Here is a 12708-nt window from a genome sequence, read left to right as displayed (position 1 = left end):
TTCTTTTTTATTTATGAAATATACGTTATATATTTATTAATATATTATTTTTTGATATAATATACTTTAAGTTTAAAATAGAATAGGAAAAGTTTATGAATTTAGTAACAAAAAATGATATTGAAACTACGAAACTTGGAGAAAATATAGGGAAACTTTTAAAGGATAATACGATTGTTTATTTGATTGGAGAAATGGCAAGCGGTAAAACTCAGCTTAGTAAAGGGATCGCCCAGAGTCTTGGATTAATATCAGAATTTTCTTCTCCAACTTATACCATAATAAACGAATATAAAGATGGAAATAACGTTCTTTATCATATGGATGCTTATAGAATTGAAGATATAAGCGAACTTGATTATATAGGATTTTATGATATTTATAAAAAAAATAAAATGATAATTGAGTGGGCAGACATGATAATGGATGAACTTGATAACAGCGGTATTATTGTAAATATAGAAAAATCAACAAATGATTTTAATGAAAGAAATATAAATATAAAAGCTTTAGATGAAGAGTCTAAAGATATTATAGATAAATTGGAGGAAATGTATGTGTAGAATACTTGCAATAGATACTTCAACGGTTGCGGCAAGCGTTGCCGTTTTGGAAGATGATAGAATACTTGGGGAGGAATATACTGCGTATAAACTTAAACATTCTGAAAAACTTCTTCCTATGATAAAACATCTTCTTGAAGACGTAAGACTTACTATTGATGATATTGATTATTTTGCTGTAGGCAATGGTCCTGGGTCTTTTACGGGACTTAGAATAGCGGCAGCTACAGTTAAGGCATTTTCTCAAACAAAAAATAAGCCTATTATTTCTGTTTCCTCTTTGGAAGCTTGTGCAAACAATGTAAAAGGACTAAATGATGTTATTTTTGTTATTTTTGATGCACAAAGAAATGATACTTATTTTAATATGTTTATTGAAAAAGATTCTAAATTATCAGCTCAATATGAAGATGGAATAAAAAATATTGAAGAGGTTATTTCAAAGGCAGAAGACTTCGATAGGGTTTTATTTGCTGGAGACGGAATACTAAAATATAAAGATAAAATTAAGGAAAAACTTAAAGATAAAGCTATATTTGCCACTACTTATAATTATCTTCCAAAGGCAAGCGGGGTTGCGATAGTAGCAAAAGAACATTTAAAGGAAAATAAAAATATTTACCGTTATGACAATTTCTTGCCGAATTATATAAGACCTTCTGCAGCTGAAGAACAAAGATTAGAAAAGAATAGAGTGTAAATATGAGTATTTTGGTAAGAGAAGCGGTGATTACCGATATTGAAGATATAATTGAATTTGAAAAAGGATGTTTTGCAAATCCATGGTCTGATAATTCTATTTTTTCAGAGCTTATAAACGATAAAAGTTATTATATAGTTTTTTATGATAAAGATGAGCTTATAGCTTTTGGAGGTTATCAGGATATTGTCGGTCAAGGGCATATTACGACAATGGGTATAAAGGAAAACAGAAGAGGAAAAGGGTATGGAAAGGACCTTTTACTTATCCTTATAAAGCACGCATTGAAAAAAGGCATTAACGAAATGACTTTGGAAGTTAGGGAATCTAATGAGCCTGCAATAAATTTATATGAAAGTGCTGGATTTAAAATTTACGGAAAAAGAAAAAATTATTATGCGGACAATCATGAAGATGCTTATATAATGTGGCGATTTGAAGAATAATTTTGGGGAGATATAATGACAAAAAAATTTAAGAATAAGATAAATATTTTTATATTAATTATATTGGTGCTTTGTATGGTGCCTTCATTTATTCTTGCTGCATCAAAAACTGATGGGACAGAAGAAATAAAAACAAATACAACAGGAACCTTTTTTTCATTAAATAAAAAAGATACATATGATAAATCCATTTTTATGGGAGTTTATACAAATATAGTAAATGAAGGAAAGATAAACGACAATGTAATAGCACTTACAAACAATATGGAAAATAAGGGATACATTGATGGAAGTGTTATATCATTTTCACCTGAATTTAATTCTACAGGTACAATCAATAAAGATTTAATAGGTTTTTATAATAATTTATATCTAAATAATGCTACAATAAACGGTGATTTAATTGTATATGGAGATAAATTAATTACAAACGAAAAGACATTTATAAAAGAAGATGTAAATGTATTTGTGGATGATGTTCTTTTAAAAGGAACTGTTAACGGAGATGTTTTTATTGTTGGGGATAGCATAACAATTAACAGTAAAATAAATGGTGATGTTAAGGTTGGATGTAATGAACTTGTAATAGGAAAAGAAGCTGAGATAGAAGGTAAACTTATATACGAAAGTGAAAATCCTATAGTTAAGACAAAAGAAAGTAAAATAAAAGGAGGAGTAGAAAAAAAAGATTTAGGTCTTAATATTCCTCAAAGCATTACGACTTCTGATAGCAGTGTGCTTGCAGATTTCCTTGGATACTATAATAATTTAAGCAAGATAACAATTTTAATCATAGGCTTAATTCTTATAAAATTATTCCCTATAAGTGCTTTAAAAGTAGAGATATTTGCAAGAAGAAATATTTTAAAATGTTTAAGCATGGGGGCTCTTACAATGCTTGTAATAACTCCTCTTATGTTTATATTAATAATGACAGTTGTCGGCATTCCTGTTGCGCTTCATTTGTTAAGTTTATATTTTAACTTAACTTATATTGCAACTATTCCAACTGCTCTTGTTATTGGCGGACTTTTTGTAAAAGGTCAAAAATTATCTAGTAAAATGCTTACTGGTGTATTTATTCTGCTTGCATTGGAATTTTTGTCTATAGGTATATTAAGTTCACTTATTATATTTGTATTTAATTTAATAGGAATAGGAAGCATTGTAATGCTTGTTTCACTATATTTGCGTTTCCAAATGAAAAGGGAAAAGACAGAATATATAACACTAATGAGTATTAATGACAGCAGAGAAGATATAATCAGAACTAAACAAAAATTTGAACAAATGAAAAGCAGAAAATTTGAAGAAGCAATGATAAAAAGAGAAGAAACTCTAAAAGAAAATGATGATAATGAAAAACAAGAAGAAACTGAAGATATAAATAAAAAAGAGGATAAAGAAGATGAGTAGTATTTTAACTTTAGCGATTGAAACTTCCTGTGACGAAACAAGTGTTGCAGTTGTTGAAGACGGTATAAAAGTTAGGTCAAACGTAATTCACACACAAATTGATATTCATAAAGTTTACGGAGGGGTTGTTCCTGAAATTGCATCTAGAAATCATTTAATGAAGATTTCAAGTGTTGTAGATAAAGCACTATCAGATGCAGGTGTAACTTTTGATGATATTGATTTTATAAGTGTTACCACAGGACCAGGGCTTGTTGGAGCTTTGCTTATAGGTTTATCTTATGCAAAAGCTCTTGCTTTTAGTTTAAATAAAGACTTAGTTGGTGTAAACCATATGGCAGGACATATAAGCGCAAGTTTTCTTATGGGGGCAAAACCTCCTTTTGTATGTTTAACGGCAAGCGGAGGACATACAAATATAACAAAGGTTAATAGCTATACTGATTTTGAACTTCTTGGTTCTACTAAAGATGATGCTGCAGGAGAAGCATTTGATAAGGTTGCAAGAAGTCTTGGACTTTCTTATCCGGGAGGAGTTCAAATAGATAAGCATGCAAAAGAAGGAGATGAACACAGCATTGATTTTCCTATTGTTATGATGGGTAAGGATAATCTTGATTTTAGTTTTAGCGGACTAAAAAGTGCAGTACTTAACTATTTAAACAGCAAGAAAATGAAAAATAAAGAGATTAACATAGATAATGTTTGTGCAAGTTTTAACAGATGTGTTGTAGATACAATAGTAAATAAAACAATGTTAGCACTGAAAAAAGAAAACATGAAAACTCTTTGTGTTGGTGGTGGTGTTCTTTGTAACGATATGCTAAGAAATGAACTAAAAAAACGATGCGAAGAAGAAGGCATAGAATTATTTATTCCGGATAAAGTTTATTGTACGGACAATGCTGCAATGATTGGATGCAGTGGATATTTTAATTATATAAATAACAAAAAAGACAGTCTGATTTTAAATGCAAATCCTGACTTAAAATTGTAATATACAATTAATAAGTTAATAAAAATGTAATAAAAATTATCAACATTTTTTGTGGATTTTTAAACATCATCAATGTAAAATATAATAAAATTGTTGATAATTCATGTGTATAAAATAGACAAAATCCCTTAAAATAAGTACTTTTAAATGTGAATAATTGTGGAAAACTGTGGATAAGTCTGTTGATATGTGTATAAATTTGTAGAAAAGATAACAAATTCATTATATTTTGTAAAATTTTATCAAAAAATGAATATTATGGAGTAATTTGAAAATGGAAAGATTTCAAACGGGTGTAAAGATAAATTTAGATAATTTAATTAATAATTACAGAGTAATAAAAAATAAAGTTGGAGATAAAAAGGTAATACCTGTAATTAAAGCTGATGCATATGGACACGGTGCAGAAATATGTGCAAAAGTTCTAATGGAAGAAGGAGCTGATTTATTTGCTGTTTCAAGTGTGTATGAAGCTATGTGTCTAAGAGAGTATGGTATTGACAGTGATATATTAATCCTTGGTTATGTTCCGGATAGAAAGATTAATAAAATTTTAGAAAATAATATTATTCCTGCAATATACAATCTTGATTTTGCAAAGAAATTAAATGAAGAAGCTTTAAAAAACAATACAAAAGCAAGAGTACATATTAAAATTAATACAGGCATGAACAGACTTGGATTTAAAAAGCATGAAATTGACAGTGCTTTTGCCGTTTTAAAGGAGCTTAAAAATCTTGAATTTGAAGGGATATTTTCTCATTTTGCAACAAGTGATGAAGTTGATAAAACTTATAGCAAAATGCAATATGAAATATTTGAATATGCAATAAATAAAGCTAAAGAATATGGTTTTGACATAAAGATAAAACACATAGCAAATTCTGCCGCAATAACAGATTTAGATGAATATTATCTTGACGGTGTAAGAGCTGGTATTGTTCTTTATGGAATTTATCCTTCAGAGATTAAACCCGAGGTTAATCCATATAAACCTGTTATGTCTTTCCACACAAGCATAAGCAATATTTTTACAGTGGAAAAAGGAGAAACCATAGGTTATGGAAGAACTTTTACAGCTGATAAAAAAACAAGAGTTGCCGTAATGTGTGTAGGGTATGCAGACGGATATAACAGAAAGCTTTCCAATAAAGGGAAGGTGCTTGTTAATGGCAAATATGAATGTAATGTGATAGGAAATGTTTGTATGGATATGACAATGCTTGAAATTCCTATGGATACAGACATAAACATAGGAGACAGCGTTGAAATATTCGGAGAAAATATAAGCGTTTCAGATTTAGCTAAAATATGTGAAACAATTCCATATGAGCTTTTATGTTGTATAAATAAAAGAGTAAAAAGAGAATATATTTTAAATTCAGAGCCGAGAGAATTTTAATTTCTCGGTTCTTTTTATTTAACATAATTATCTTTAACATGAAATTAGAGAAAAATTTTAAAAGATAATTAATTTTTTTCATAAATACTATTGACAATATATATAAGTGTGCTAAAATACTATTAGCACTCAGGAAAGAGGAGTGCTAACGAGATTGATTATAACTAATATAAAATATATTTTAGGAGGCGTGAGTTAATCATGAAATTACAACCACTTGGCGACAAAGTCGTAATAAAAGTAAAAGAAGAAGAAAATAAAACAGCAACAGGTATCATTTTACCTGATACAGCAAAAGAAAAACCTGTTATGGGTGAAGTAATCGCTGTTGGTACAGGCGAAATCGTAGACGGTAAAAAAGTTGCTTTAGATGTAAAAGAAGGCGATACTGTTATTTATTCAAAATATGCAGGCTCAGAAGTAAAATTAGAAGGCGAAGAATATCTTATTTTAAGACAAAACGATATTTTAGCTATTGTTAAATAATTTTAATAATTAGTAGATAAGGAAAGGTGATATAAAATGGCAAAAGAAATTAAATACGGAATTGAAGCAAGAGAAGGTTTAAAAGCCGGAGTTGATAAATTAGCTGATACAGTTAAAGTAACATTAGGACCAAGAGGAAGAAATGTTGTTCTTGGTAAAAGCTTTGGTTCTCCAATCATTACAAATGATGGTGTAACAATTGCAAGAGAAATTGAACTTGAAGATAACTTTGAAAACATGGGTGCACAACTTGTAAAAGAAGTTGCAACAAACACAAATGACGCAGCAGGAGATGGTACAACAACAGCAACTGTTCTTGCACAATCAATCATTAACGAAGGTCTTAAAAACGTTGCAGCAGGAGCAAACCCAATGGTACTTAAAAAAGGTATCGAAAAAGCAGTAGATAAATTCGTTGAAGAACTTAAGAAAATTTCTAAACCTGTTGAAGGTAAAAAAGCTATTGCTCAAGTAGCAGCAATTTCTTCAGCTGATGAAACAGTAGGTGAACTTATTTCAGAAGCTATGGAAAAAGTTGGTAATGACGGTGTTATTACAATCGAAGAAGGAAAGTCAATGAAAGTTGAACTTGAATTCACAGAAGGTATGCAATTTGACAGAGGTTATTTATCAGCATACATGGCAACAGATGTAGAAAAAATGGAATGTGTATATGACAAACCATACATCTTATTAACAGATAAAAAAATCACTAATATGCAAGAAATCTTACCTTTATTAACAGAATTACAACAAGCTGCAGGTAACTTACTTATCATTGCTGATGATATCGAAGGCGAAGCTCTTTCTACATTAATCGTAAATAAACTTAGAGGTGTAATTAACTGTGTAGCAGTAAAAGCTCCTGGATTTGGTGATAGAAGAAAAGCTATGCTTGATGATTTAGCAATTTTAACAGGTGGTACAGTAATAAGTGATGATTTAGGTATGGATCTTAAATCTACAACTCTTGATATGCTTGGTAGAGCAACACAAATCAGAGTTGACAAAGAAAACACAATCATCGTTGAAGGTCACGGTGATCCAGAAAAAATCGAAGACAGAAGAAACCAAATTAAAGCTCAAATTCCTGAAACAACTTCAGAATATGACAAAGAAAAATTACAAGAAAGACTTGCTAAACTTTCTGGCGGTGTAGCAGTAATTCAAGTAGGTGCTGCAACAGAAACAGAAATGAAAGAAAAGAAATACAGAATCGAAGATGCTCTTAATGCTACAAGAGCAGCTGTAGAAGAAGGTATCGTTCCTGGTGGTGGTAGTGCAATGATTTCTACAATTCCAGCATTAGACGAACTTGTAAACTCTCTAGAAGGAGATGAAAAAACAGGTGCTGCAATTATCAGAAAAGCTGTTGAAGCTCCACTTAGACAAATTGCTTACAATGCCGGTGTTGAAGGTAGCGTAGTAGTTGATAAATTATTAAATGAAGAAAAAGGTAAAGGTTACGATGCATTTAACTTTGAATACAAAGACATGGTTGAAGCAGGTATCGTAGACCCAACTAAAGTAACAAGATCAGCTATGCAAAATGCTGCAAGTGTAAGTGCTATGTTCCTTACAACAGAAGCTAGTGTTGCTGATATTAAATCAGAAGACAATGCTCCTCAAATGACACCTCCAATGATGTAATTTAAGATTAACGAAATTAAAACACCCTTTATTAAGGGTGTTTTTTTATTAAAAAAAATTAATATTATAAAACATTATAAATTTATATTTTATGATAAAATTACTATATAAAATAAAATCAGAGGGTTTTTATGAGATATATAATAAGTGATATACATGGTTGTTATGATGAGTACATGGATTTAATTAATAAAATAAACTTGAAAGACAAAGATACATTATATATTTTAGGTGATGTAGTGGACAGAGGATCAAAACCAATGTATGTATTTAAAGATATAATGAATAGGAAAAATGTTGTTTATCTTTTAGGAAATCATGATTTTCTTTTTTATGAAATGATAAAAAAATTTGACAATGATTTAAAAGATAAAGATAAGAAAAATTTATCTTCTGCCGATATTGATTTATATTTTGTATGGAGCAAAAGCGGCGGGGAAATAACAATGAATGAATTTAAAAAGATGAGTAAAGAAGAAAAGATAGCATTGGCTGATTATATAGAAAATGCAAGTTTATATGAAGAAATATATCATGACAATAAACATTATATTCTTACTCATGCCGGACTTGAAAATTTTGATAAAGATAAAGAAATCGGTGAATATGAAATATTTGATTATATAGAAGGAAGAAGTGACTATTCAAAAAGATATCTTGAAGATGAAAATACTTTTTTTATAAGCGGACATACTCCGACTATGTTAATTAATGATGACAGAAAACCTCATATATACAAACAAAATGGGCATATTGCCATAGATTGCGGTTGTGTATATGGAGGAAAGTTGGCGGCATATTGCATAGAAACACAAGAAGAATTCTACAGCGATTAATATATATTCTTTTAGCTCTTTCTTTTGTTTTTTACTGAAGTTGCAATAACACATAAATTTATATTTACACTATAAAAATAAAAAGGTATATCAGTTTGATATACCTTTTTTTATATAAAGTTTGAAAATAAATCAATTATTATTCCACAAAGTGAACCTATTAGATAGAGAAGAATAAGAATTTTAATGTTTTCTTTTCTGTCCTTGTTAACCTTAAATAAAACCAAAAGACCAACTCCTGCACTTACCAGTAGTCCTGACATCATGGCTCCAAAGCCGAGTCCTCCACTTAAATATAAATTTGTTATTATTACTGAACCTGCACAGTTAGGTATAAGTCCTACAATACCGGCAATTAATGAACCTATTATAGGTTTATTTAAAATAATGTTTGAAAGATTTTCTTCTCCAATAAATTCAATAAAAATATTTAGTACAAATGTAAATATAAATATGAAAATAAAAATATTTATAGTGTGTTTAATTGCAGAAAACAAAAAACTTTCTTCTTCTTTGCAATCATCATGCATATGGTTGTCGCTGTGTCCCATATTAACTTTATGATCTATGTCTGATTTTCTAAGTAATATATCTATTATTAAACCAAAAAATATTCCGATTACTACTTTTGAAAAAATTATCTTAAGTATTAAAGAAATAGGAGCAGCACTTGCAATCATTATAGGAAGCATTTCATCTGATGTTGATAAAAAGATTGCAATTAAGGTACCAAGAGAAATTATTCTTCCTGCATAAAAATTTGATGCAGCGGTTGAAAACCCGCATTGTGGTATTGCTCCAAGCACAGCCCCTACAATTGGACCGAATATACCAGCTTTTTCAATTATCTTATTAAATTTATCTTCTGTTTTATGTTCAATAAATTCAAGTATTATATATGTAATAAGTAAGAACGGAAATATTTTAATGCTGTCGGTAAAAGCATGTTCCAAAGAATGTAATAGCATGTAACTCTCCTTAAATTGTATTATGTTAGTTTATGGTAACATATATTAACATAAAAAGTCTACCATAATTATATAATAAAAATTGTTTTTTTCTAATAGTAATAAAGTATTTTTAATATTATTTACAACTGTCTTGTCATATGTAAAGTTTGGTGCTATAATATGTGACAAGTCAATTAAGGAGTATAAAATGGGAGATACAGTTATTAGTAAAATCGAGAAATTAAAAAAAGAAAAAAATGCAGTTATATTGGCGCATTATTATGTGGATGATGAAATACAAAAAATATCAGATTATGTTGGAGATTCATTTTATCTTGCAAAGGTAGCAACAAAAATAAAAGAAGAAATAATAGTATTCTGCGGAGTATCTTTTATGGGAGAGAGTGCAAAGATACTTAATCCAAATAAAAAAGTTTTAATGCCTGATGAAAGTGCAGATTGTCCAATGGCACATATGGCAAGTGTAGAAAAAATAGAACAAATGAAAAAGGAATACGATGATTTGGCAGTTGTATGTTATGTAAACTCAAGTGCAAAATTAAAATCACACTCTGATGTATGCGTAACATCTTCAAATGCATTAAAAATTGTTGAAAGTTTGTCAAATAAAAATATTTTCTTTATTCCTGATGAAAATCTAGGAAGATATGTATCAGAAAAAGTAAAAGATAAAAACATTATTTTAAATGACGGATATTGTCCTATACATAAAAAAATGGATAAAGAAAGTTTATTAAAGGCAAAAGAGCTTCATGAAAATGCTGAAGTTTTGGTTCATCCTGAATGTACAAAAGATGTATTAAAACTTGCTGATTACATAGGCAGTACAGCCGGTATTATTGATTATGCCACAAATTCTTCATGTAATGAATTTATTGTAGTAACAGAAACCGGTGTTTTATATGAGTTAAAAGAAAAGAATAAAGATAAAAAATTCTATACTATTTCATGTGAACAAATTTGTCCTGATATGAAAAAAATTACTCTTGATAAAATACTTAACTGTCTTGAAAATGGCAGTGGTGAAGTAGTACTAGATGAAAATTTAATGAAGGAAGCATATTTACCTTTGGAAAAAATGCTTGAACTTGGGAAATAAGGAAGAGATAATGAAAACAGATATAGTGATTGTGGGTACAGGTGCGGCAGGACTTTTTGCCGCACTTAATTTACCTAAAGAAAAAAATATAATTATAATAACTAAAGATGATGCAAAAAACAGCGATTCTTTTTTGGCACAAGGCGGAATGTGTGTTTTAAAAAGTGAAGATGATTATGATAATTATTTTGAAGATACAATGAAAGCCGGACACTATGAAAATGATAAAAAGTCCGTTGATATAATGATAAGATCTTCTATTGATATATTAAAAGATTTGGAAAAATATAATGTAGATTTTGCAAGAGAAGGTAATCATTATATATATACAAGAGAAGGTGCTCATTCTTCCAAAAGAATATTATTTCATGAAGACACAACGGGAAAAGAAATTACATCTAAGCTGCTTTTAGAAGCAGAAAAAAGAGAAAACATAACAATAATGGAACATGTTACAATGGTTGATGTTATTTCAAAAGATAATATATGTTATGGTATTGTAGCAAGAAATGAAGAAAATGAAGTTTTTCTTATAAATGCAGATTATACTGTGTTTGCTTGTGGAGGAATTGGTGGGCTTTATGATAACTCCACAAATTTTCCTCACATTACAGCTGATGCAATAGCCATTGCAATTAACAGGGGAATAGAACTTAAGAATATTGATTATATTCAAATTCATCCAACCACTCTTTATTCTAAGAAGAAAGGAAGAAGATTTTTGATTTCCGAATCAGTAAGAGGGGAAGGGGCAATTCTTTTAAATAAAAACATGGAAAGATTTGCAAATGAACTTTTACCAAGAGATCTTCTTTCAAAAGAAATTTTAAAACAAATGAAAAAGGATAATATGCCTTATGTATGGCTATCAATGAAACCGATAGATAAAGAGGTAATAAAAAAACATTTTCCTAATATATATAAACATTGCCTTGAAGAAGGTTATGACGTTACAAAAGAGCCTATTCCTGTTGTTCCGTCTCAGCATTATTTCATGGGAGGAATAAAGGTGGATTATAATTCAAAAACTTCTATGGAACATTTATATGCAGTCGGAGAAACAAGCTGTAACGGAGTTCATGGAAAGAACAGACTTGCAAGTAATTCGTTGCTTGAAAGTTTGGTTTTTGCCAAAAGAGCAGCAAAGGAAATAACTGAAAAAGATGAAAAATTAAATAAAATTGATATAAATATCAATTTAGATAATTACAAGGATTATACTTCATTAAAACAACAATATAAAGAAAAGGTGCTTAAAGAAGTCGAAAGGAACAAGAAAGAACATGAAAGAGCAAATTAGTATGAAATTAAATATGGACAATCTCATCATGCAGGCTTTAAGAGAAGATATAACAAGTGAAGATATAACTACAAATGCCGTAATGAAAGAATATAAAAAAGGTGAAGTTGAGCTTATATGTAAAGAAGACGGGATTATTGCCGGACTTGATGTTTTTAAAAGAACTTTTGAACTTTTAGATGAAGATACAAAAGTTGAATTTTATGTAAAAGACGGACAAGAAGTAAAGAATAAACAACTTATAGGTAAAATTACGGGAGATATAAGAGTTCTTCTTTCAGGGGAGAGGACAGCACTTAATTATCTTCAAAGAATGAGCGGTATTGCAACTTATACAAATAAAGTCGCATCAATGCTTAAAGGAACAAAAACAAAACTTTTAGATACGAGAAAAACAACTCCGAATATGAGAATATTTGAAAAATACTCTGTTAAAGTTGGGGGAGGATATAACCATAGATACAATCTTTCAGATGGTATACTTTTAAAAGACAATCACATTGCAGCTGCAGGCGGCGTTAAAGAAGCTGTTATTATGGCAAAAGAATATGCTCCTTTTGTAAGAAAAATTGAAGTTGAAGTTGAAAATTTGGATATGTTAAAGGAAGCCTTAGATGCTGGAGCCGATATAATAATGCTTGATAATATGGAAAAAAATGATATGATAGAAGCTGTAAAGATGTGTAAGGGAAAAGCCGAAACAGAATGTTCTGGAAATGTAACAAAAGAAAATATAAAAAATTTAACTGATATTGGTGTTGATTATATTTCAAGTGGTGCTCTTACTCATTCGGCAAAAATTCTTGATTTGTCTATGAAAAATTTGAGAGCTTTATAAAGGA

The 12708-nt window shown here is 29.5% G+C and carries 13 protein-coding genes; 12 read left to right on the top strand and 1 reads right to left on the bottom strand.

Annotated elements, in window-relative coordinates:
• Window positions 1-95: 95 nt before the first annotated feature.
• The 9 genes from tsaE to ACTQYZ_RS04890 all read left to right on the top strand — a co-directional run bounded on the left by tsaE (window position 96) and on the right by ACTQYZ_RS04890 (window position 8496).
• On the top strand, window positions 96-563 hold the full coding sequence (tsaE, locus tag ACTQYZ_RS04930) for a tRNA (adenosine(37)-N6)-threonylcarbamoyltransferase complex ATPase subunit type 1 TsaE (protein WP_441023256.1): 468 nt from the start codon (window positions 96-98) through the stop codon (window positions 561-563).
• The gene (gene tsaB, locus ACTQYZ_RS04925; protein ID WP_441023254.1) at window positions 556-1263 is read left to right on the top strand and encodes a tRNA (adenosine(37)-N6)-threonylcarbamoyltransferase complex dimerization subunit type 1 TsaB; all 708 of its coding nucleotides are present in this window, start codon (window positions 556-558) and stop codon (window positions 1261-1263) included. The genes tsaE and tsaB overlap by 8 nt, the downstream gene beginning before the upstream one ends.
• A 2-nt stretch (window positions 1264-1265) precedes the next feature.
• The gene (rimI, locus tag ACTQYZ_RS04920; protein WP_138268196.1) at window positions 1266-1709 is read left to right on the top strand and encodes a ribosomal protein S18-alanine N-acetyltransferase; all 444 of its coding nucleotides are present in this window, start codon (window positions 1266-1268) and stop codon (window positions 1707-1709) included.
• 15 nt (window positions 1710-1724) lie between these two features.
• Window positions 1725-3125, top strand: coding sequence for a hypothetical protein (locus tag ACTQYZ_RS04915; RefSeq protein ID WP_441023252.1), 1401 nt, complete (start codon window positions 1725-1727; stop codon window positions 3123-3125).
• Complete coding sequence (gene tsaD, locus ACTQYZ_RS04910; RefSeq protein ID WP_441416134.1) at window positions 3118-4122, top strand: tRNA (adenosine(37)-N6)-threonylcarbamoyltransferase complex transferase subunit TsaD; 1005 nt, start codon at window positions 3118-3120, stop codon at window positions 4120-4122. The genes ACTQYZ_RS04915 and tsaD overlap by 8 nt, the downstream gene beginning before the upstream one ends.
• A gap of 274 nt (window positions 4123-4396) precedes the next feature.
• A complete protein-coding gene (alr, locus tag ACTQYZ_RS04905) occupies window positions 4397-5524 on the top strand; it encodes an alanine racemase (RefSeq protein ID WP_441023248.1) in 1128 nt (375 codons plus the stop codon).
• A gap of 201 nt (window positions 5525-5725) precedes the next feature.
• Window positions 5726-6010: a co-chaperone GroES gene (gene groES / locus ACTQYZ_RS04900; RefSeq protein ID WP_138268192.1), complete on the top strand. Its 285-nt coding sequence runs from the start codon at window positions 5726-5728 to the stop codon at window positions 6008-6010.
• Window positions 6011-6046: 36 nt separating this feature from the next.
• The gene (gene groL, locus ACTQYZ_RS04895) at window positions 6047-7660 is read left to right on the top strand and encodes a chaperonin GroEL (protein WP_441416133.1); all 1614 of its coding nucleotides are present in this window, start codon (window positions 6047-6049) and stop codon (window positions 7658-7660) included.
• Between the two features lie 131 nt (window positions 7661-7791).
• A complete protein-coding gene (locus tag ACTQYZ_RS04890) occupies window positions 7792-8496 on the top strand; it encodes a metallophosphoesterase (RefSeq protein WP_441416132.1) in 705 nt (234 codons plus the stop codon).
• Window positions 8497-8606: 110 nt separating this feature from the next.
• Here the strand turns inward: ACTQYZ_RS04890 and ACTQYZ_RS04885 are convergent, their stop codons facing one another.
• Window positions 8607-9464 (bottom strand): putative manganese transporter, encoded by an 858-nt coding sequence (locus ACTQYZ_RS04885; RefSeq protein ID WP_329383393.1) that lies wholly within the window; start codon window positions 9462-9464, stop codon window positions 8607-8609.
• 190 nt (window positions 9465-9654) lie between these two features.
• On the opposite strand from ACTQYZ_RS04885, the gene nadA reads away from it, so the two are divergent.
• The 3 genes from nadA to nadC are packed head-to-tail and all read left to right on the top strand — an operon-like array spanning window position 9655 to window position 12704.
• Window positions 9655-10566, top strand: a complete 912-nt coding sequence (nadA, locus tag ACTQYZ_RS04880) for a quinolinate synthase NadA (protein ID WP_441023240.1) — start codon at window positions 9655-9657, stop codon at window positions 10564-10566.
• 10 nt (window positions 10567-10576) lie between these two features.
• Entirely contained in the window at window positions 10577-11866 is a 1290-nt protein-coding gene (locus ACTQYZ_RS04875; protein WP_441416131.1) for an L-aspartate oxidase, read from the top strand.
• Window positions 11850-12704, top strand: coding sequence for a carboxylating nicotinate-nucleotide diphosphorylase (gene nadC / locus ACTQYZ_RS04870; RefSeq protein WP_441023236.1), 855 nt, complete (start codon window positions 11850-11852; stop codon window positions 12702-12704). The genes ACTQYZ_RS04875 and nadC overlap by 17 nt, the downstream gene beginning before the upstream one ends.
• The last annotated feature ends 4 nt before the right edge of the window (window positions 12705-12708 follow it).

Origin of the sequence: Anaerofustis sp. LCP19S3_F7, assembly GCF_052119445.1 — a bacterium.
Classification (GTDB): Bacteria; Bacillota; Clostridia; order Eubacteriales; family Anaerofustaceae; genus Anaerofustis; species Anaerofustis butyriciformans.
The sequence above is the reverse complement of the archived record's forward strand: the minus strand, read 5'-3'. Positions and strand labels throughout refer to the sequence as shown.